This is a genomic window from Bradyrhizobium sp. 63_E2_N1_3, assembly GCF_052076005.1.
In the GTDB taxonomy this organism is placed as follows: Bacteria; Pseudomonadota; Alphaproteobacteria; order Rhizobiales; family Xanthobacteraceae; genus Bradyrhizobium; species Bradyrhizobium barranii.
In genome coordinates this window covers 1,250,230-1,272,163 of sequence record NZ_CP197235.1, presented here as the reverse complement: position 1 = coordinate 1,272,163, position 21,934 = coordinate 1,250,230, and the positions used below count along the sequence as shown (strand labels likewise).

The window sequence follows — 21,934 nt, the reverse complement described above, 5'->3', positions numbered from 1 at the left end:
CCCTCACTTGAACGTCTTGCGCGGATCGAAGGCGTCGCGCACGGCTTCGCCGATGAAGATCAAGAGCGACAGCATGATCGCGACCGAGAAGAAGCCGGAGAAACCAAGCCAGGGCGCCTGCACGTTGGACTTGCCCTGCGACAGCAGTTCGCCGAGCGACGGCGAGCCGGGCGGCAACCCGAAGCCGAGGAAATCGAGGGCCGTGAGCGTCATGACCGACGAGGAGACGATGAACGGAAGGAACGTCATCGTCGCGACCATCGCGTTCGGCAGCAGATGCTTGAACATGATCACGGCGTTCGACACGCCGAGGGCGCGCGCGGCCTGGATGTACTCGAAATTGCGCCCGCGCAGGAACTCCGCGCGCACGAGCCCGACCAGCGACACCCAGGAAAACAGGAGCAGGATGCCGAGCAGCACGAAGAAGCCAGGCACGAGCACCGACGAGAGGATCAGCAAGAGGTAGAGCGAAGGGATCGCAGTCCATATCTCGATGAAACGCTGGAACAACAGATCGACCCAGCCGCCGAAATAGCCCTGCACCGCGCCGGCCGCGATGCCGACGACGGAGGAGACAATGGTCAGGCACAGGCCGAACAGCACCGAGATACGGAAACCGTAGATCAGGCGCGCAACCACGTCGCGGCCCTGATCGTCGGTGCCGAGCCAGTTGTATTCGAGGTCGCGGCAGCTCTTGAGGCCCTTCTTCTCGACGACAGGCTTGCACTGCGCCTCCGTCAGCATCCAGGTCGGCGGCGACGGCGCCGGCGTCGGCAGGTCGAGATTGTGGGTGTCGTAGGAATAGCGGATCAGCGGCCAGACGATGCTGCCACCCTTGTCCTTGATCAGCTTCTGCAAATAGGGATCGCGGTAGTCGGCCGCCGTCTCGAAGTCGCCACCGAAGGTCGTCTCGGAATAGGTGACGAAGGCCGGCCAGTAGAGATGGCCGTCGTACTTGATCAGGAATGGCCGGTCATTGGCGATCAGCTCGGCAAACAGCGACACCACGAACAGGATCATGAAGATCCAGAACGACCAGTAACCGCGCCGGTTCGCCCTAAAATTCTGCCAGCGCCGCCGGTTGAGCGGAGATGGCACGAACGGCTTGCGTGTGATCGGCACGGCATCGCCGAGCGGCGACTTTGCGGTGGTTTCGATCGGGGTCGGGGCGGTCAGTGTCATCAGACCTCCCGTGCCTCGAAATCGATCCGCGGATCGATCCACATGTAGGTCAGGTCAGAGATGAGGTTGATCACGAGGCCGACAAGCGAAAAGATGAAGAGCGTGCCGAACACCACGGGATAGTCGCGGTTGAGAACGCTCTCGAAACTGAGCAGTCCGAGCCCATCCAGTGAGAAGATGGTCTCGATCAGAAGCGAGCCCGAGAAGAAAGCGTGAATGAAGGTGCTGGGAAAGCCCGCGATCACGATGAGCATCGCGTTGCGGAAGACGTGGCCATAGAGCACCCGATTCTCGCTGCAGCCCTTTGCGCGCGCGGTCATCACGTATTGCTTGCGGATCTCATCCAGAAACGAGTTCTTGGTCAGGAACGTCATGGTGGTGAACGCGCCGAGCCCCATGGCGATCAGCGGCAGCGTCAAATGCCAGAAGTAATCGATGATCTTCCAGTACCAGGGAAATTGCGACCAGCCGTCTGACGTCAGTCCGCGCAATGGGAACCAGTTGAAGAACGAGCCCCCGGCGAACAGGATGATCAGGAGGATCGCGAACAGGAAGCCGGGAATCGCGTAGCCGAGCACGAGCACGCTCGACGTCCAGGTATCGAAGCGCGTTCCGTCCTTGACTGCCTTCCGGATGCCGAGCGGAATCGAGATCAGGTAGGTTAGCAGCGTCAGCCAGATGCCAAGCGAGATCGAGACCGGGAGCTTTTCCTTGATCAGCTGGAGCACGCTGACATCGCGAAAATAGCTGTTGCCGAAATCGAAGCGGGCGAAATTCCACACCATCAGCGCGAAGCGTTCGGGGGCCGGCTTGTCGAAGCCGAATTGCTTCTCCAGCTTCTTGATGAAGTCAGGGTCCAGGCCCTGCGCGCCGCGATATTTCGAATTGATGGCGTCGCCACCAGCGCCCAGCTGACCGGGCGCGCGCTGAGCGAAATCACCGCCGCCCGAGATGCGCGAGCTGCCGCCGGTGTCGGCGCCCGAGAGCTGCGCGATGACGCGCTCGACCGGGCCGCCCGGCGCGAATTGCACGACGACGAAGGAGACGAAGAGGATCCCGAGCAGGGTCGGGATCATCAGGAGGATGCGGCGGGCGATATAGGCGCTCATGATTATTTCGCCTGCTCGAGCTTGGTCGCCTTGGCGGCATCGAACCACCAGTTCTCCGGCGCACCGACGCCTTGCGCATATTTCGCCGGCTTGTCGGGATGGCTGAACTGGTCCCAATAGGCCACGCGATGAAAGTTTGCGTACCACTGAGGCACCCAGTAGCGCCCGGCCCGGAACACGCGATCGAAGGCGCGGCAGGCCGTGGTCAGCTCCGCCCTGGTCTGGGCGGCAATGATCTTCTCGATCAGCGCGTCGATGATCGGATCGGAGATGCCGGCGAGATTGTAGGAGCCTTTGGTCTTGGCCGCCTGGGAGGAGAAGAACGCCCGCATGGCGTCGCCGGGCGTCGCCGACATCGAGAAGCGTTGGATCGTCATGTCGAAATCGAAATCCTCGAGCCGCGCGCGGTACTGCACGGCATCGACCAGGCGAAACGTGGCGTCGATGCCGAGCGTTGCGAGGTTCTTCAGGTACGGCCCGTGATGCGGCTGGATCGACTGCTCGTCGTTCAGGAACTCGATCGTGAAAGGCTCGCCATTGGGCAGCACCCGCTTGCGATCCTTGACGACGTAGCCCGCCTCGTTGAGCAGCTCGCCCGCCTTGCGCAGCAGGCTGCGGTCCTGTCCCGATCCGTCCGACACCGGCGGCACGAAAGGCTGGCCGAACACTTCGTCAGGCACCTTGCCGCGGAAGGGCTCGAGCAGCGCGAGCTCTTCGGGCGAAGGCGGGCCTGATACCATCATGTCGGAGTTCTGGAATGGCGAGTGCGTGCGCGCATAGGCGCCGTACATGATCGACTTGTTGGTCCATTCGAAGTCGAAGGCGTAGGTCAGCGCCTCCCGCACGCGCGGATCCTTGAACTTGTCGCGGCGGATGTTGATGAACCAGCCCTGCGCACCCGACGGGGTCTCGTCCGGCAGCTGCTCGCGCTTGACCCGGCCGTCCTTGATCGCCGGGAAATCATAGCGTGTGGCCCAGATGCGCGAGGTGAGCTCCTCGCGGAACAGATAGTTCTTGCCGGTGAAGCCTTCGAAGGCAACGTCGCGGTCGCGGTAGAATTCGTAGCGCACCGTGTCGAAATTGTAGCTGCCGCGGCAGACCGGCAGGTCGGCGCCCCACCAGTCCTTGACGCGCTCATATTCGACATAGCGGTTCACCTCGAACCTGCCGACCTTGTACGGGCCGGAGCCCAGCGGCGTATCGAGCGTCGATTCATCGAAGGCGCGCGTGGCATAATAGGCCTTCGAGAAGATCGGCAGGGTTGCGACATAGAGCGGCACGTCGCGCGCGCGGTTCGGCGCGAAGGTGACGGCCACGGTGGCGTCGTCCAGCGCCTCGGCCTTCACGAAATCGCGGAGCTGCACGACGATCAGCGGATGGCCCTTCTCCTTCAGCGTGTTGAGCGAGAAGGCGACGTCATGCGCGGTGAGCCGGGAGCCGTCGTGGAAGCGGGCCTCGGGCCGTATCGTGAAGGTGTAGGTCAGCTTGTCCGGCGAGATTCGCACCGATTTCGCCGCAAGCCCGTACATCGCGTCGGGCTCGTCATTGGCCCGCGCCATCAACGGCGCGAAGGTCATGTCCATACCCTGCGCACCTTCGCCCTTCAGGATGTAAGCGTTGAGCGAAGAGAACGTGAAGTAGGACTGGTTGTAGGCCCGCACCGAGGGAATGAGCGAGAACGCGCCGCCCTTCGGCGCGTCGACATTGACGTAGCCGAAATGGTGGAAATCGGCGGCATATTTGAGATCGCCGAAGGCCGAGATGCCGTGCGCCTCGGTCCCCGCTTCGGATGCGCGCGCGCCATGTAGCAGCGGTGCGCCGAGGGACACGCCGACGGCGCTACCGACACCCAAGACCAGCACATGGCGGCGTGACATCTGCGTCATGCGGGGGATGTCCTTCACGACTTCTTTGCGATCCGTGCCGCCTTGTCTGCGTCGTACCACCAGATGAACGGGAAGCCGGACTGACCGTATTTGGGCAATTCCGCCGGTCGGCCGAAGCGATCCCAGCGCGCGGTGCGGATCTTCGAATAGGTCCATTGCGGAACGACGTAGTTATTCCACAGCAGCACGCGGTCGAGCGCTTTGGTTGCCGCGACGAGATCGTCGCGACCCGTGGCGTAGATCAGCCTCTCGATCAGCTTGTCAATCGCCGGATTCTTGATGCCGGCAATATTGCGCGAACCAGCGATGTCGGCCGTCTTGGACGACCAGAACTCGCGCTGCTCGTTGCCCGGCGACTGCGACTCGCCCCATGAGTTGGTGACGACGTCGAAATCCCAGTCCCGAGTCCTGTTCTCGTATTGAGTCGGGTCGACCGTGCGCACGCTGACCGCGATGCCGAGTCGTTCCAGCGACGGCTTGTAGAACAGCGTGACCCGCTCGAAGCTCGGATCCTGATTCAGCAGCTCCAGGGTGAACTGCGCACCGGTCTTGACATCGACCAGCTTGCGGTCGCGCACCTCGTAACCGGCCTCCTTGAACAGGCGCAGCGCCTCGCGAAGATTGTCGCGCACGGCTTCCGGACTGCCGCCGACCGGATTGGTATAGGCCGTCGTGAAGACTTCAGGCGGAACATCGGCGCGAACGGTCTCGAGGATCTCGAGCTCCTTGCCTTGCGGCAACCCGGTCGCCATGAGCTCGTCGATACCGTCGAAATAGCTGCTGACGCGCTTGTACTGACCGTAGAAGATCTGCTTGTTCATCTCCTCGAAGTCGAACGCATAGTTGAGCGCGCGACGGACGCGAGGATCTTTGAATTTGGCGCGGCGCAGGTTCGGCACGAAAGCCTGCATCACACCCGAGCTGCGATTGGCGAACTCCTCGAGGATCACCCGCTTTTCGGTCACGGCCGGGAAGTCGTAGGCTGTCGCCCAGTTCTTCGCACTGTTCTCGGTGCGCCAGTCCACCTGATCGGCCTTGAAAGCCTCGATCGCCACGGTGGCATCGCGGAAATACTCGTAGCGCATCTCGTCGAAATTGTTGCGGCCCACATTGGTGGCGAAATCGCGCCCCCAATAATCCTTGACGCGCTCCAGCGCGATCGACCGTCCCGCCACGAATTCCTTGACCTTGTAGGGACCGGAACCGAGCGGTATTTCGAGCGTGGTCGCGGAGACATCGCGCTTGCGGCCTTGCGCGTCGGTCCCCTCCCACCAATGCTTCGGCAAAACCGTGAGCTGCCCGACGATCTGCGGCAGCTCGCGGTTGCCCGGTGCGTCGAACACGAACTTCACCTCGCGCTCACCGACCTTCTCGGCCTTCACCACATGGCTGTAATAGGCCGAGTACATCGGGTGATGCTTCTTGAAGGCATCCAGCGAGAAGATCACGTCGTCCGCAGTGACCGGCTTGCCGTCATGCCATTTGGCCTGCGGCCGCAAACGATAGGTGACGAAGGAAAAGTCGGCCGGGTGGCTGACGGCCTCGGCCAGCGCGCCGTATTCGGTCGAGACTTCGTCGAGCGAGGTCGTCGTGAGGGATTCGTAGATGAACGCGACGGCACCGGCGACCTGCCCCTTCACTCCCGCCACTACGATATTGAAATTATCGAAAGTGCCGACGGCGATCTGGCGCGCGACACCGCCTTTGGGCGCTTCCGGATTGACGTAATCGAAGCGCTTGAAGTCGGCGGGATATTTGACCTGTCCGAACAGCGACAGCGCGTGGCGCCAGGGCGCCTCACTGGCGGATTGCGCCGCGGCCGTGCCGATGACGGGAAGGCCCCCTACGGAACCGAGGGCGGGGAGCGCTACGGCGGCAGTGCCGGTGAGCAGGAGATCGCGTCGGGTAATGGCCAAATCAACATTCCTGGTCTTGAAGGAGGTTACCCCTTTAAGTGCTCAATATAGGCGAGGTTTCGACGGAATATGTTGCTTTTTCCTCATGTTGGAAGTCCCGGCGGCCTGTCGGATGCGGCCAAACGCCCCGATAAACTCACCGCGAGGCCCGGATAAGCGAACGGCCAGGCTTTTCAGCCTGGCCGCACATTCAAGATCGGTTTTTGACGGCCTTACTTCGACGCCGTCGGGATCGGCTGAGGATGCTCTGACAGCGAATTCAGATAGGCGATGACGTCGGCGCGCTCGGAGTCCTTCGGGATGCCGGCGAAGCCCATCGCGGTGCCCGGGATGAAGCCCTTCGGATTGGCAATGAACTTGTTGAGGTCGTCGAACGACCAGGTGCCGCCCTTGGCCTTCATGGCGGCCGAGAAGTTGAAGCCGTTGCGGCCCTCGCCCCTGGCTTCGCCGACGACGCCATAGAGGTTCGGACCGACGCGATTCGGGCCGCCCTTCTCGAAGGTGTGGCAGGCGCCGCATTTCTTGGCAGCCGAAGCGCCCTTTTCGACGGAAGCGGTCTGGAGCAGCTTTTCGATCGGCTCGGAGGGCGCAGCAGCGGCGCCACCTTCCTTGCCGTGGCCGGCGTCTTCCTTCACGGCAATCTCGAAACCCGGCTTCTCGAGCGGCTTCGGCGTGAACAGCGCCTGGGCGGCGAAGCTCGTCACCAGCAGGATGAGACAGGTGCCCAGCACGGCACCGAGAATCTTATTGAGTTCGAAAGAGTCCATTTCCGGCCAGGCCCCACACCACAGTAAGGAAATAGCGGCCGAGCGGCCGCCAGGACGAGCCTCGGGAGAATCAAACGTTCCTTGTTGTTTCCCCGAGTTTTGCCATTGAGATATCGGTTTGCCCGGGGTCTGGCAACCCGTATAAGCGACCCGGCTTTCAGCCCGTCCCCACCCCATTTCTCGACGCGGAAAACCTCTCGTTTCCAGGCCCTTGACCCGATGATCGATCCCCGCATCCTGGTGCTGATCCCGGCCCGCATGGCCGCCACCCGCCTGCCCGGCAAGCCGCTCGCAGACATCGCGGGCCTGCCGATGATCGTGCATGTGATGCGGCGGGCAGAGGCCGCCGGCATCGGCCGGGTCGCGGTCGCGACCGATACGGACGAGATCGCCTCCGTGGTCACCGCCCATGGCGGCGAAGCCGTGATGACCCGCCCGGAGCACCCCTCTGGCTCGGACCGCATCCACGAGGCGATGCAGAAGCTCGATCCCTCAGGCAAGGCCGAGATCGTGGTCAATCTCCAGGGCGATTTCCCGACCATCACGATCGACAACATCCGCGAGGTGCTGCCGCCGCTGCAAGATCCGGCCGTGGACATCGCGACGCTGGCCTCGCAGATCCACACCCAGGAGGAGGACCTCGCGCCGAGCGTCGTGAAGGCGATCGGAACCTCGCTCGGCGGCCGGCGCATGCGCGCACTTTATTTCACCCGCGCGACCGCGCCGACCGGCGACGGACCGCGCTACCACCATATCGGCCTCTACGCCTATCGCCGCGCCGCGCTGGAGCGCTACGTCTCACTGCCGCCGTCCCCGCTGGAATTGCAGGAGAAGCTCGAGCAGCTCCGGGCGCTGGAGGCCGGGATGCGGATCGACTTCACCATCGTCGATACCGTGCCCCGCGGGGTCGATACGCCGGCGGACCTCGAGACCGCGCGCAGCATCCTTTCCAAATCCTGAGCCGCTGTTACAAGGCCGATCATGAGCAAGCTGAAAATCGCATTCCAGGGCGAACCTGGGGCAAATTCCCACATCGCCATCGTCGAGGCCTATCCCGACGCCGAGCCGATGCCCTGCGCCACCTTCGAGGACGCGCTGTCGGCGATCTCGTCGGGCGAGGCCGATCTCGGCATGATCCCGATCGAGAATTCGGTCGCGGGGCGCGTCGCCGACATCCATCATCTGCTGCCGGCCTCCGGCCTCTTCATCATCGGCGAATGGTTTCTACCGGTCCGCCATCAGCTGATGGCGGTGAAGGGGACGAAGCTCGAGGACATCAAGAGCGTCGAGAGCCACGTGCATGCGCTCGGCCAGTGCCGGCGCATCATCCGCAAGCTCGGCATCAAGCCGATCGTGCACGCCGACACCGCCGGCAGCGCCCGCGACATCTCCGAGCGCAACGACAAGGCCGTCGCCGCGATCGCCTCGCGGCTTGCGGCAAAGATCTACGGCCTCGACATCCTGGCCGAGGACATCGAGGACGAGGCGCACAACACCACGCGCTTCGTGGTGCTGGCGCGCGAGCCGAAATGGGCGGCGCAGGGCTCGGGGCCGCTGGTCACGACTTTTGTATTTCGTGTGCGCAACTTGCCCGCTGCGCTCTACAAGGCGCTCGGCGGCTTTGCCACCAACGGCGTCAACATGACCAAGCTCGAAAGCTACATGGTCGACGGCAATTTCTTCGCCACACAGTTTTATGCCGACGTCGACGGCCACCCTGAAGACAAGGGACTGGCGTTCGCGATCGAGGAGCTGAAATTCTTCTCGCGCGAATTCCGCATCGTCGGCGTGTATCCGGGACACCCCTTCCGCGCGACGTTCAGCGAAACGCAACAGGATTGATTGCGTGTCCCGGACGCGCGAAGCGCGAGCCGGGATCCAGGGGCGGCGATACCCGGAGCGCGATGGGCCCCGGCTCTGCAGCGCACCGCTTCGCGCTGCGCCGCGTCCGGGGCACGAGAGCTTTACGCGGCCGCTTTCAGTCCGAACGCCTCGGCCAGCAGCGAATACGACTTCTTACGCGCGTCGTGATCGTACACGGCCGTAATCACCATCAACTCGTCCGGTTTGCTCGCATCGATCAACGGCTGCAGCTTCTTCTGCACCGTCGCCGGATTGCCAACGAAGAGGCGTGAACGGTTGCGCGAGATCGAAATGCGCTCGGCGTCCGTATAGGGATAGGCCAGCGCCTCCTCGACACTCGGCAGCGGCAGATATTGCCCGCGGTCGCGGCGCAGGCGGTTGAGATCGAACGAGGTGGCGAGCTTTTCGGCCTCCTCATCCGTGTCGGCCGCGATCACGGCGACCGCGAGGATCGCGCGCGGGCTCGCGCTCCAGGCCGAGGGCTGGAAACGGTTGCGGTAATGCACCATCGCATCGATCGCGTCATGGGACGCGAAGTGATGGGCGAAGGCGAAACCCATGCCGACTTGCGCAGCGAGCTCCGAGGAATAGTCGCTGGAGCCGAGCAGCCAGATCGGCGGCAGCTTGGTGTCGTCGGGCATCGCGACGACGTTGTTGTAGGGGTGCCCTGCGGGAAATTCGCGGGTCTCCCACAGAATCAGTTCGTGCAGCCGCTCCAGGAAGTCGTCGCCCTCGCGGCGGTCGAGACGGCTGCGCAGGGCGTAGGCCGTGGCGCCGTCGGTACCGGGGGCGCGGCCGAGACCGAGATCGATGCGGCCGGGAAACAGCGCCTCCAGCATCTTGAAGCGCTCGGCCACCACGAGCGGGGCGTGGTTGGGCAGCATCACCCCGCCGGAGCCGACGCGGATGTGCTTCGTCACCGCCGCGATCTGCCCGATCATCACGTCGGGCGCCGGGCTCGCCACCGAGGCGAGGTTGTGATGCTCGGCGAGCCAGTAGCGGACATAGCCAAGCCCATCGACATGGCGCGCCAGATCGATGCTGTTGCGCAGCGCCGCGGCGGGTCTTGTACCTGTGGTGACGACGGAGAGGTCGAGGACTGAGAGCGGGATCATGGCGCGCTAAGGTAGTGAAGGCCGGCGCGGCGGCAATGGGCAGACTGCGCAGGTCTGGCGTGTGCGGGCCGCGAACCCGCACGGCAGCGCCAGTTGAGGCGATGGGACGAGATTTGTCGCGGCAACACCATCTTCACACTGCCCACACCCCCTATTTGCTCCCGCCCGCCGCCAAAACCGTTGCAATTTGTTGATTTATATAACATTTTGTCATATCCGCGTACTTCCCACTCGCACCCTCATCCGTTCAATATTTCCACCGTTACCGGTGAAAGTGGGCGACTTCCCATCACCGATGGGCTGTCGAGTGCGACCGCTTTGGCTTATCTTGCCCGCATCCAATCGAGACCTGACTGCCGGCCGCCGAAAGCCGGACGAGCCCCTGGAGTGAGTGGTGCCATGACTGATCTGACGACGCCTGCCCGAGCCGAAGGGCAAGACGGGCACCTCCAAAACGGGCACCTCACCTCGAAGCGGCCTGCAATCTCCTTCGAGTTCTTTCCGCCCAAGACGGAAGAGATGGAGCGCAATCTCTGGGAGACCATCAACCGGCTCGCTCCGCTCGACCCGAAATTCGTCTCCGTGACCTATGGGGCCGGCGGCTCGACCCGCGAGCGCACCCATTCGACCATCACCCGCATCCTCAAGGAGACCGCGCTGCTGCCGGCCGCGCATTTGACCTGCGTCGGCGCCTCGCGCGGGGAGATCGACGAGATCGTCGATCGCTATCACGAGGTCGGCGTCCGCCACATCGTCGGCCTGCGCGGCGATCCCGCCGGCGGCATCGGCACGCCCTATTCCAGCCATCCCGACGGCTACCAGAGTTCCGCCGACCTCGTTGCGGGCATCAAGAAGCGGCACGGCGACATCGAAGTGTCCGTATCCGCCTATCCCGAGAAGCACCCTGAAGCGCGCGACTTCGACGCCGACATCGACACGCTGAAGGCCAAGGTCGATGCGGGTGCGACGCGCGCGATCACGCAGGTGTTCTTCGATAACGACCTCTACTTCCGCTACCTCGACCGCGTCCGTGCCCGAGGCATCGACATCCCGATCGTGCCCGGCATCATGCCCATGCACAATTTCAAGCAGGCCCGCAATTTCGTCACCCGCGCCGGCACCTCCGTGCCGGATTGGCTGGCGGAGAAATTCGACGGCCTCGACGACGACGCCGAGACCCGCAAGCTGGTGGCCGCGACCGTTGCCGCCGGCCAGGTGCAGAAGCTGGCGAAGCGCGGCGTCGACACCTTCCATTTCTACACCATGAACCGCGCCGATCTCGTGTTCGCGATCAGCCATTTGCTCGGCATCCGCGCCAAGAGCGCGCAGAAGGCGGCTTAAGATAAAATGACCACTCCCGTTTCTCCCAAGCGAACTGCCCTGCTCAATGCCGCCCGCGAGCGCATCCTCGTGCTCGACGGCGCCATGGGCACGATGATCCAGAACCTCCAGTTCGACGAGGCCGCCTTCCGCGGCGAGCGCTTCAAGGATTTCCATCGCGACCTGCGCGGCAACAACGATCTGTTGATCCTGACCCAGCCGCAGGCGATCGAGGACATCCACGCCGCCTATTTGCGCGCCGGCGCCGACATCGTCGCGACCAACACTTTCTCGACGACCTCGATCGCGCAGGCCGATTACGACCTCACCGACATCGTCTACGAGATGGCGCGCGAAGGCGCCCGCCTCGCCGGCAATGCCGCTCGTCGCATCGAGGCCGAGGACGGCAAGCCGCGCTTCGTTGCGGGGGCCATCGGCCCGACCAACCGCACCGCCTCGATCTCGCCCGACGTTTCCAATCCCGGCTACCGGGCCGTCACGTTCGACGATTTGCGCAAATCCTATGGCGAGCAGATCAACGGCATGCTCGACGGCGGTGTCGATCTGCTGCTGGTCGAGACCATCTTCGACACGCTGAACGCCAAGGCGGCGCTCTATGCGATCGCGGAAATCACCGAAGAGCGCGGCATCGACGTGCCCGTGATGGTGTCGGGCACCATCACCGACAAATCGGGCCGCCTGCTGTCGGGCCAGATGCCGGAAGCGTTCTGGAATTCGGTGCGGCACGCAAAACCCGTCACCATCGGCTTCAACTGCGCGCTCGGTGCGGAAGATCTGCGCGCCCACATCGCCGACATCGGCCGCGTCGCCGACACCTTGGTGTGTGCCTATCCGAACGCCGGCCTGCCCAACGAATTCGGTCAGTACGACGAGACCCCGGAGTACATGGCGCGCCTGGTCGGCGAATTCGCGCGCGATGGCCTCGTCAACATCGTCGGCGGCTGCTGCGGCACCACGCCGGACCATATCGCGGCGATTGCGGCGGCCGTCGCCCCGCACAAGCCGCGTATCGTGCCGGAAATCGAACCTCGCTTAAGGCTCTCCGGCCTCGAGCCATTCATCCTGACGGACGCCATCCCGTTCGTGAACGTCGGCGAGCGCACCAACGTCACCGGCTCCGCTCGCTTCCGCAAGCTGATCACCGCCGGCGACTACACCGCCGCGCTGCAGGTCGCCCGCGACCAGGTCGAGAACGGCGCGCAGATCATCGACGTCAACATGGACGAAGGGCTTCTGGATTCGGAAGCCGCGATGGTGACCTTCCTCAATCTCGTCGCCGCCGAGCCCGACATCGCTCGGGTCCCCGTGATGGTCGATTCCTCGAAATTCTCGGTGATCGAGGCCGGCCTGAAATGCGTGCAGGGCAAGCCGGTCGTCAACTCGATCTCGATGAAGGAAGGCGAGGAGAAGTTCATTCACGAGGCGAAGATCGCCCGGCGCCATGGCGCAGCCGTGGTGGTGATGGCGTTCGATGAGGTCGGCCAGGCCGACACGTTCGCGCGCAAGACCGAGATCTGCAAGCGCGCCTATGACATCCTGGTGGACCGCGTCGGCTTCCCGCCTGAGGACATCATCTTCGATCCGAACATCTTCGCGATCGCGACCGGCATCGAGGAGCACAACAATTACGGCGTCGACTTCATCGAGGCGACGCGCTGGATCCGCCAAAACCTGCCGCACGCGCATATTTCTGGCGGCGTCTCCAATCTGTCGTTCTCGTTCCGCGGCAACGAGCCGGTGCGCGAGGCGATGCACTCGGTGTTCCTGTATCACGCCATCAAGGCGGGCATGGACATGGGCATCGTCAATGCCGGGCAGATGATCGTCTATGACGACATCGATGCCGAGCTGCGCCAGGTGTGCGAGGACGTCATCCTCAATCGCGACCCCGGCGCGTCCGAGCGCCTGCTGGCGCTCGCGGAGAAATTCCGCGGCAACAAGACCCAGACCAAGGAAGCCGACCTCGCCTGGCGCGAATGGCCGGTGGCGAAGCGGCTGTCGCATTCGCTGGTCCACGGCATCACCGAATTCATCGAAGTGGACACCGAGGAGGCCCGCAAGGCATCCAAGCGTCCGCTCGACGTGATCGAGGGCCCCTTGATGGCCGGCATGAACGTGGTCGGCGACCTCTTCGGCGACGGCAAGATGTTCCTGCCGCAGGTGGTGAAGTCCGCGCGCGTGATGAAGCAAGCGGTGGCGTGGCTGATGCCGTTCATGGAGGAAGAGAAGGCGCGCAACCTCGCCAACGGCATCGGCACCGAAGGCTCCTCGTCCGCCGGCAAGATCGTGCTCGCGACCGTCAAGGGCGACGTCCACGACATCGGCAAGAACATCGTCGGCATCGTGCTCCAGTGCAACAATTTCGAGGTCATCGACCTCGGCGTGATGGTGCCGGCGGCCAAGATCGTCGAGACCGTGAAGGCGGAGAAGGCCGACATCGTCGGGCTATCAGGCCTGATCACGCCCTCGCTCGACGAGATGGCGTTCTTCGCCGGCGAATTGCAGCGCGAAGGTTTGAAGCTGCCGCTGCTGATCGGCGGCGCCACCACGAGCCGCGTGCACACGGCGGTCAAGATCGACCCGAGCTACCGCGCCGGTCCCGTCGTCCACGTCAACGACGCCAGCCGCGCCGTCGGCGTCGCCTCCTCGCTGCTCTCGCCAGAGAAGCGCGAGGCTTATGCCGCCGAAGTGCGTGCCGAATACGCAAAAATCTCGGACGCGCATCTGCGCGCGCAGGCGGACAAGAAGCGCCTGAAGCTCGCGGCCGCGCGCGCCAACCGCGTGCCGGTCGACTTTGCCAAGAACAAGCCGGTGAAGCCGACCTTCTTGGGCATCCGCAGCTTTGACGAATACGATCTCGCCGAGCTCGTGCCCTATATCGACTGGACGCCGTTCTTCCAGACCTGGGAGCTTGCCGGCCGCTTCCCCGCCATCCTTGACGATTCCAAGGTCGGCGAAGTCGCACGCTCGCTCTACGACGACGCGCGCAAGATGCTCGATCTGATCGTCAAGGAAAAGTGGTTCAGGGCGCGCGCCACCGTCGGCTTCTGGCCGGCGAATGCGCAAGGCGACGACATCGTGCTCTATGCCGACGAAAGCCGGACCAAGCAGATCGCGACGCTGCACACGCTGCGCCAGCAGCTCGAGAAGCGCGAGGGCCGGTTCAACGCCGCGCTCGCCGACTTCGTCGCGCCCGCCGGCGTCCCCGATTATGTCGGCGGCTTCGTCGTCACGGCCGGCATCGGCGAGGACGTGGTCGCCGACCGCTTCAAGATGGCCAATGACGACTACTCCTCGATCCTGTGCAAGGCGCTGGCCGACCGCCTCGCCGAGGCCTTTGCGGAACGCATGCACGCCCGCGCGCGCCGCGAGTTCTGGGCTTATGCACCGGACGAAGCACTCTCCTGCGACGATCTGATCCTCGAGAAGTACCAGGGCATCCGCCCAGCGCCGGGCTATCCCGCGCAGCCCGATCACACGGAGAAGGCGACGCTGTTCGAGCTGCTCGATGCGGAGGCGACTGCCGGCGTGAAGCTGACCGAGAGCTTTGCGATGTGGCCGGGCTCTTCCGTGTCGGGGCTCTATTTCGCGAACCCCGAGAGCTATTATTTCGGCGTCGGCAAGATCGAGCGTGACCAGGTCGAGGACTATGCCGCACGCAAGGGCATGACGGTGGCGGAAACCGAGCGCTGGCTCGCGCCGGTGCTGAACTACATCCCGTCGCAGCAGACCGACAAGGCCTTCGCGGCGACACCCGCAAACGACGAGACGTCGAAGGACCTCGCCTCGCATCCGCCCGGCTGCACCTGCGCGGTGCATCTCGTCTGGCAGAAGAAGCGCGCGGGGGCGGGGTAGGCCCCGCCTTCGCTTCCCAAGACTAAAAAAGTGAAAAACAACCCCATGCACAGTAGAGGTGGGGTTGAAAGGCTTGAAGAATTTCGGTCTTGCCGAAACGGCTTGCTCCGTCGGGCAAAACACCGGTAATATTCCATCATCGCCTGCCGTGCCGATGGATGCCACGCGCGCGTCCCCATCCTCCCCTGGAGGGGGATTTCGCATGCAGCGAACCGGAATGCGGACCGAGGTGGGTGACGGTCTCTCCGCGTGAACACTACCCGTGTTGAGAGGTCACCCCACCCCGCTCGCGCTTCGCGCGAACGACCCTCCCCCTCCAGGGGAGGGTAGAGACCTCACTCTTTCGGCAGCGCCGGCTGCACGATCTCCCTGGACGGCGCCTGCGCCTCGCAACAACCGGCAGTGCGCGACGCAAAGAGCGGCCTGCTCCTTTCTGACACACCACCAGGACGAGTCGCGGTCCGGAATTCGGCTCACCGGCAATTTCGCGCAGGAACCGGGCGGTGTGAACTCGTTCACTTGTCCGCTCAACCTTGATTCGCTACTCTATCGGTCTACTACCTTCAAACCGATGGTTTGCTTGGGATCGAGCATATGACGCAGTTCATTGCACTGTTCGTCGCCGCGATCGCCCTTGTCGTGCTGCCCACGATTGCCGCGGCTGACTGTCCGAAAGGCTACGTGCCATGCGGCGAACGAAACCAGTTGTGCTGCCCGCGAAAGTAGCAAGTCGCAAATGGCTTTGGCTTGGTAGCCTCGTCTTTGTCGCGACCGGCCTGGTGATGGTTGCAGCCTGGGTCGGATACCCGCGAAAGAAACAGACGATTGCGGCCATCCTCTCCGAGACCGGATATTTCGAGGTGGTCCCGCCGAGCACGTTCGGCGGTCCCGGCACCATCAACACGATCGAATATCTGAGCAATGGCCGGCTGGAGCTGCATCCGACCTGCGATATCGACCCCGCGCTGCTGGCCGACAAGATCCGGAAATCACCGACCGTGGACCGGGACCTGAAGCAGTCGCTCGAGAAGAATCTCGACGTGTCCGCGCAGGTCAGGGACAAGCTGTCGGCGGTCGCCGGAATGCAGCAAGTTGATTCAATTCACCTCAAGCTCGAGAACGCCAACATTCTCCTGATCTCCGACGAGTCGCTGATATCGACCCGCAATGCATTGCTGAAGGCCGAATGCGAGGACGCGATCGCCCTGAACCTTTCGAGCGGCGGAGTCGTCTGCCAGACGCGGTCCGTGCTGGAGGCCGACGTCGTCTACGAGATCAAATATCACAACACCATTTCGATGGAGGAGCGGGCCAAGCTGACATCCGAGATCGCGGCGAAGCTCGAGCTGGACGCCCACCAGGGATCGGACGACAAGGTGTCCGGCTCTCAATTGTTCTTTGGCATAAGGCTGTCGCCGAATCCGATCGTCCTGAAGTCCGCGGCGGGCGAGATCAAGCCCTGCAACAGGAGATAGGACGCCGCGCTTTCACCCTTTCGGCGGGGCCAGCGGCTGCACGATCTCCTTGAACGGTGCCAGCGCCTCGCAGCGTTCGGCGTGCGCCGACAGCGCCGGATAGCGCGATGGCTCGAACAGAAGCGGATGCGCTTCGCGGGTGAAGCGCACGACGCAGGCAACCGCAATGTCGGCGTGGCCGATCCGGTCGCCCAGCCAATACGCCGTCGTCCCCCCGGCGCGCTCGGCCTCCAGCACGCCGAGCACGTCGCCGATCTGCGCCTGGCAGCGCTCGACCCAGAGCGCAAGCTGCTCCTTCCGCAGCACGCGCTCATAGAGCAGGCTCACCGCCTTGTCGCCAAGGCCGGTGGCGAGCGCGCAGATCCGCAGGTGCTTCCGTCGCTCGGCGCCGCCGCGCGGCAGCATCGCCTTCTCAGGCCCGACGAGCTCATCGAGATAATCGAGAATGATCGTGCTCTCGATCAGCGCCTCGCCGTCGTCGAGCACCAGGGTCGGCACGCGGCGCAGCGGATTATACGGCGCGATCTTGTCGGCGTCGCCGAAGGTGGACCATGGCCGGTGCTCAAAGGCGAGGCCGTAGAGCCGCAGCGCGATCGCGACACGGCGGACGAAGGGAGAATCGTATTGGCCAATCAGGAACATGGTTCTCGCTCACTAGTCAGTGCCGGGGCTCGAAGCCGGCCATTCACCTTCTTCACAAGGCTATTATCGAACGACACAGCCAGCGAGCGGTGCCCAACGGCAACAGCTACACATTTTCGTCTCGGCACCGCCTCAACTCCAGCTTGCCGAACAAATTGTCGCATGGTTCATTCCGCGGACCCAGAGGGAAGCCAAATGAATCGGCGGGCATTGAGAGCGGCAGCGGTCGGCCTGGCTCTTACGGCGATCGTGCCCGACGTCACGTCAGCAGCCGATCTGCCGATGAAGGCGCCGCCCAAACCTGCCGACTTCAATCCGTTCTGGGCCGAGGCCGACTACCTTGCCTGGAGCGTGACGGGCGACAAGCTGCCGGCGCTGGTGACCACGAGCCCGGTCGGCACGCCGCTGGGAGTTGTCGGCGTGCTCGGCCAGCCCACGACGACCGTGCTGTTCGGCAATTCCAGTGTGAACAACGACTGGCGTTCGGGCGGGCGCATCACCGCCGGCTACTGGTTCGATCCGCAGCGCAGCCGCGGCATCGAAGCCTCGTTCTTCGGGCTGGAGAATCTCTCGACCGGATTTGCGACCGACACCAATGCCAATCCGATCCTGGCACGGCCCTTCACCAATGCGCTGACGGGATTTCCCGACGCGCTGATCGCGGGATTTCCGGGGCTGGCCACCGGCAGTGCCAGCGCGAGCGAAACCTCGCGCCTGCTCGGCGCCGGCGCGCTCTATCGCTGGGATCTCGGCGCGTGGAGCGGACAGCGCGTCAGCGCGCTGGTTGGCTATCGCTATCTGCGGTCGACCGACACGCTGACGATCTCCAATACTGCGACCATTCTTGCCTTCGGCACCTTCAGCCCCACCGACAATTTCAAGGCGTCGAGCAATTTCCACGGCCTCGATCTCGGCCTCACCGGCGACTGGCGCAATGGCCCGTGGTCGCTGGAGTGGCGCGGCAAGGTGGCGCTCGGCGCCAATCTCAACAGTGCCGACATTTCGGGCTCGACCGCCTCGACCGTGGCCGGCGTCACCACTACGGCCCCCGGCGGCTTCCTCGCGCTGTCGAGCAATATAGGCCATTACGACCAAACCCGCTTCGCCGTGGTGCCGGAGCTGTCGTTGAAGGCGGGATATCAGGTTGCGCCCGGCTGGCGGCTGATCACCGGCTACGACGTGATGTACTGGACCGGCGTACAGCGCGCCGGCGGGCTGATCGACACCACCGTCAATCCGAACCTCGCGCCACCGCCGGCCGGCGGCGGGCCGAACCGGCCCGCGCCGGTGCTCAACACGACGAACCTGCTTGCGCAGGGGTTCAGTTTCGGCGTGCGGTATAATTATTGAGGGCGTGTAGCCCGGATGGAGCGCAGCGTAATCCGGGATTCTGTCAGCGTGCGAGAAAAACCCGGATTGCGCTTCGCTCCATCCGGGCTACGGGCCACGAACATCACTCGATGATCGGCACATGCTTCGCCGCCGTCCGCGACGCCGTGCCATCGAGGCGCGGATCGTTGGCGATTTCGATCTGGCGGCGGAACGCACGAAATCCCGAGCGCTGATAGAACGCGATCGCCGACGGATGGTCGAAGGTGCAGGTGTGCACCCAGACACGGCGTACGTCGCCAGACCATGCGCGCTCCAGCGCGCGGTTCATCAGGAAGCGGGCGGAGCCGGTGCCGATCAGCTTCGCGGTGACGCCGAAATAGACCAACTCGCACTGGCCGGGCTCGCGGAAATCTAGTTCGAGCAAGCCTTCATCGCGGCCGTCCGCGACCAGTGTGTAGACCTCGACACCCGCTGCGTGGATGATCGCGGCGAGCTCCGCGTCGTTCATGCGCATCCGCGAAAACCACAGCCACTCTTCGCCCACGCGGCGGTGGAGATCGCGATACCAATGAAGCGCGGGCGCGTCGACCTTGCGCAAGGACCACGCGCCTGGAGGATCGTCGCGGCGCGCGGGAGGTGCGGTCATCTCCAGGTGGGTGACGACCGCGGCGATCTTGCCGGCGGGGATGTCGGAATAGCCGTCAGGGATGAGCATGGGGCCTCTCAGAAAGACATGACGAACAGCTCGCTTGCGGCCCATCCTTCGAGACGCCCGCTTACGGCGGGCCCTCAGGATGAGGTCGCGTTTGGCGGCGGGATATCAGACCCTCATGGTGAGGAGCCCGCCTAAGCGGGCGTCCCGGACCATGCAGGCCGCGCTCTTCCGGCACTCTCCAGCCAACAAGTCGCTCATCGCGGCGTCAAAATGATCGCTTCCGCGGTCGCGGCTTCGACGGCCGGGCGGCTGTAGAGCAGCGGGACATATTGGCCCGTGGCCCAGAGCGGAGCGAGGTCGCGATAATGGGCGCTGAAGGGATCGCCGGATTGGCCGGGCGTGTTGATGGTGCGGCTCGCATCCCAATTGCCGACGTCGAGCACCATGCGGAACGATGCGCCGGCGAACAGCTGGTAATCGGCGCGGCGGTAGGTGGCCGCGCGCGGCACATTGGCGGCACCGCCATAGGCGAGCGGGCCGACCGAGAGCTGCGCGGCGGTGGCCTTGTCGGCGAGCGGCATCAAGGCATGGTCGAACTTCGCGACATGCAGCCGGCCCCAGCGCCAGGTCGAGGCATCCGGCCCGAGCTTGCCCGCGACGTCGGCCACTGCGGCGCCGAGGCTGTCGCGCAGGATCTGGTCGCGCGCGGCAGCGGGATCGGCGCCGAACGAGGCATCGGGAGATTCCAGATAGGCGACCAACGCCGAAATGCTCGACGCCTCCGGCGCGATCAGATCGGCGGCCTTGGGAGCCGTGGTCTTCAGCAGCACCGGCCCAAGATGATTGGCGATCCAGACCTCGAACACGGCAGCCGCCGCGCTGTCGGCGGCATCGCGCGCGTCCCACGGCTTGAGCAGATCGAGACCCTTCTTCACATTGGGATCGTCGGAGGTGAGCGGCTGCAACAGCTTGACGAGGCGCCGCCCGAGCATCGCGGTGTCGTCGTTCTGCAAATCCATGGCGTCGGCGAGCGTCACCTTGCTGTTGGCCGCGAGCACCTCGGTGATGCGTTGCCAGCGCGCGCTGTCGGACCATTCGAAGCCGACCTTGCGTTCGGCTATCGGGTAATCGGCCGGCAGGTTCATCTGGTTGGCGGTGGCGAGAAAGCCCTGCTTGGGCTGATAGGCCTTCGGCAATTCGTCGAGCGAGAGAAAGCCCTGCCACTCATAGCGGCCGTCGCCGGGCACCGGCATCAGGCCGTCGAAGTTGGCGCGCCGCGGCGTCTTGCCGGCGGCAACCCAGCCGATATTGCCGCGGGTGTCGGCATAGACCTGGTTCTCCGATGGCGCGCCCCAGCGCCGCATGGCGGCGAGGAAGCCGTTCCAGTCCTTCGCGGTCATGTAGTCGGAGGACCCGAAATAGGCGGAGGTGCCGGGCTCGAACCAGATCGAGCGGACGGCAAAGGCGCGCTTGTTCGCATCGTCGACGAAGATGACGGGACCGTGCCGGGTGAATTTCAGCTCGAGGTCGCGATCGGCCTCACCCTTGACCTGCTCGGTTTCGTGGACGATGCGCATGTCCTCCCAGCCATTGCCGTAGCGGTACTGGTTGGGGTTTTGCGGATTGAGCTCGTAGACGTAGAGGTCTTCCTGGTCGACGTTGAAGATGGTGAGGCCGAAGGCGATGGTGCCGTTGTGGCCGATCGAGATGCCGGGCAGCGCCGGCTCGCCGGCACCGATCACGGAGAGGCCCGGCGCATTGAGGCCGACGATGTAGCGCAGCGAGGGCACACTGTGCTCGCGATGCGGATCGTTGGCGAGGATCGGGCGGCCCGTCGCCGTGCGCGAGGCCGCGATCACCCAATTGTTGGAGCCGATGGTGTCGCGCTGCTGGTCGGCCTCGGTGAGGTATTTGTCGGGATCATGGGCGAGTGCGGCCTGCTTGTCCTTCGGTGCCGCGAAGGCCACCGGGCGCGTCGCGAGATCGTAGGCCGCGAGCACGGCCTTCGGCACGCTGCAGGGGTCGAGACCATCGGGGACTTTCGTGGTCCATGCCGGCTCGAGCTTGACCCGAAAACGATCGGCATCCAGGCCGGCCGCGCAGGCGACCAGCGAGCGCTTGACCTCGGAGGCGACATTGCGCGTCAGGCCGTGGCTGCGGATGCGGACGACGTCATCCGCCGTCCACGGATCAGGCATGGTGCCGGCGATCCTGAACTCGATCGGCAGCGGGCGCTTTCCCGCACGCACATCGGCGACATAGGCATTGACGCCGGCGACAAACGCGTCCGCATAGGTCTTCGCCTTGGGACCGTAGGCCGCCCACTCCGCATTCATGTCGCCGCGATAGAGGAACAGCCGCAGCGCCTTGTCCTGCTCGGCATAGGCCGGGCCGAAATCCTTGGCGAGCAAGCCAAGCCCGCGCTTGCGCCAGAGATCGATCTGCCAGAGCCGGTCGCGCGTGGCGTTGAAACCTTGCAGGAAGAACAGGTCGTGCTCGTTGCCGGCGTAGATGTGCGGAATGCCCCAGACGTCGACCAGGATCTGGGCGGGGGCGTCGAGGCCCGCGACGTCGGTCTTGAGCTGCCGCGCGCTGCCGAGCGGATTCGGCTTGTCGCGCGCGATGGCCGTCGAGGTGAGCAGCACGGCGCAGATCGCTGCGCCGCAGAGCTTTTGGATGACCCGGTTGAGATCCGTGTTCATTGTCTTCTCCCGTTGTTGTTATTTTAGTCCGTAGCCCGGATGGAGCGAAGCGTAATCCGGGAATCTTACTCGTGGAGAAAACCCCGGATTGCGC

General features: G+C 64.2%; 15 protein-coding genes. 6 read left to right on the top strand and 9 right to left on the bottom strand.

Annotation, left to right across the window (positions count from 1 at the left end; all coding sequences use genetic code 11):
• Positions 1-3: 3 nt before the first annotated feature.
• The 5 genes from AB7531_RS05850 to AB7531_RS05830 all read right to left on the bottom strand — a co-directional run bounded on the left by AB7531_RS05850 (position 4) and on the right by AB7531_RS05830 (position 6,860).
• Positions 4-1,182, bottom strand: a complete 1,179-nt coding sequence (locus AB7531_RS05850; RefSeq protein WP_063980960.1) for an ABC transporter permease — start codon at positions 1,180-1,182, stop codon at positions 4-6.
• The gene (locus AB7531_RS05845; protein WP_028148358.1) at positions 1,182-2,291 is read right to left on the bottom strand and encodes a microcin C ABC transporter permease YejB; all 1,110 of its coding nucleotides are present in this window, start codon (positions 2,289-2,291) and stop codon (positions 1,182-1,184) included. Before AB7531_RS05845 ends, AB7531_RS05850 begins: the two co-directional genes overlap by 1 nt.
• Before the next feature lie 2 nt (positions 2,292-2,293).
• Positions 2,294-4,177 (bottom strand): extracellular solute-binding protein, encoded by a 1,884-nt coding sequence (locus AB7531_RS05840; RefSeq protein ID WP_441279914.1) that lies wholly within the window; start codon positions 4,175-4,177, stop codon positions 2,294-2,296.
• Positions 4,178-4,191: 14 nt separating this feature from the next.
• Positions 4,192-6,093 carry an extracellular solute-binding protein gene (locus AB7531_RS05835; protein ID WP_063980959.1) on the bottom strand — a complete coding sequence of 634 codons (1,902 nt, stop codon included), beginning with the start codon at positions 6,091-6,093 and terminating at the stop codon, positions 4,192-4,194.
• Between the two features lie 212 nt (positions 6,094-6,305).
• Positions 6,306-6,860, bottom strand: coding sequence for a c-type cytochrome (locus AB7531_RS05830; protein ID WP_063980958.1), 555 nt, complete (start codon positions 6,858-6,860; stop codon positions 6,306-6,308).
• Between the two features lie 219 nt (positions 6,861-7,079).
• Here AB7531_RS05830 and AB7531_RS05825 point away from each other — a divergent pair, with 219 nt between their 5' ends.
• Together AB7531_RS05825 and AB7531_RS05820 are read left to right on the top strand one after the other, a co-directional pair.
• Positions 7,080-7,820, top strand: a complete 741-nt coding sequence (locus AB7531_RS05825) for a 3-deoxy-manno-octulosonate cytidylyltransferase (RefSeq protein ID WP_063980957.1) — start codon at positions 7,080-7,082, stop codon at positions 7,818-7,820.
• 21 nt (positions 7,821-7,841) lie between these two features.
• Positions 7,842-8,702, top strand: coding sequence for a prephenate dehydratase (locus tag AB7531_RS05820; RefSeq protein WP_014498246.1), 861 nt, complete (start codon positions 7,842-7,844; stop codon positions 8,700-8,702).
• A 122-nt stretch (positions 8,703-8,824) separates the two neighbouring features.
• Here AB7531_RS05820 and AB7531_RS05815 read toward each other — a convergent pair whose 3' ends face one another.
• Complete coding sequence (locus tag AB7531_RS05815) at positions 8,825-9,838, bottom strand: LLM class flavin-dependent oxidoreductase (RefSeq protein WP_063980956.1); 1,014 nt, start codon at positions 9,836-9,838, stop codon at positions 8,825-8,827.
• A 399-nt stretch (positions 9,839-10,237) separates the two neighbouring features.
• On the opposite strand from AB7531_RS05815, the gene metF reads away from it, so the two are divergent.
• The 3 genes from metF (at position 10,238) to AB7531_RS05800 (ending at position 16,509) form a co-directional block, all read left to right on the top strand.
• The gene (metF, locus tag AB7531_RS05810; protein ID WP_063980955.1) at positions 10,238-11,179 is read left to right on the top strand and encodes a methylenetetrahydrofolate reductase [NAD(P)H]; all 942 of its coding nucleotides are present in this window, start codon (positions 10,238-10,240) and stop codon (positions 11,177-11,179) included.
• 6 nt (positions 11,180-11,185) lie between these two features.
• Positions 11,186-15,034, top strand: coding sequence for a methionine synthase (metH, locus tag AB7531_RS05805; RefSeq protein ID WP_063980954.1), 3,849 nt, complete (start codon positions 11,186-11,188; stop codon positions 15,032-15,034).
• A 686-nt stretch (positions 15,035-15,720) separates the two neighbouring features.
• The gene (locus tag AB7531_RS05800; RefSeq protein ID WP_063980953.1) at positions 15,721-16,509 is read left to right on the top strand and encodes a hypothetical protein; all 789 of its coding nucleotides are present in this window, start codon (positions 15,721-15,723) and stop codon (positions 16,507-16,509) included.
• A gap of 12 nt (positions 16,510-16,521) precedes the next feature.
• Here the strand turns inward: AB7531_RS05800 and AB7531_RS05795 are convergent, their stop codons facing one another.
• Positions 16,522-17,151: a glutathione S-transferase family protein gene (locus tag AB7531_RS05795; protein WP_063980952.1), complete on the bottom strand. Its 630-nt coding sequence runs from the start codon at positions 17,149-17,151 to the stop codon at positions 16,522-16,524.
• A 195-nt stretch (positions 17,152-17,346) separates the two neighbouring features.
• Between AB7531_RS05795 and AB7531_RS05790 the strand changes: the two genes are divergently transcribed.
• Positions 17,347-18,501 (top strand): BBP7 family outer membrane beta-barrel protein, encoded by a 1,155-nt coding sequence (locus tag AB7531_RS05790; protein ID WP_063980951.1) that lies wholly within the window; start codon positions 17,347-17,349, stop codon positions 18,499-18,501.
• Between the two features lie 103 nt (positions 18,502-18,604).
• Here AB7531_RS05790 and AB7531_RS05785 read toward each other — a convergent pair whose 3' ends face one another.
• Positions 18,605-19,198: a GNAT family N-acetyltransferase gene (locus AB7531_RS05785; protein WP_063980950.1), complete on the bottom strand. Its 594-nt coding sequence runs from the start codon at positions 19,196-19,198 to the stop codon at positions 18,605-18,607.
• Between the two features lie 194 nt (positions 19,199-19,392).
• Positions 19,393-21,840, bottom strand: coding sequence for a penicillin acylase family protein (locus AB7531_RS05780; protein ID WP_441279913.1), 2,448 nt, complete (start codon positions 21,838-21,840; stop codon positions 19,393-19,395).
• Between the last annotated feature and the right edge of the window lie 94 nt (positions 21,841-21,934).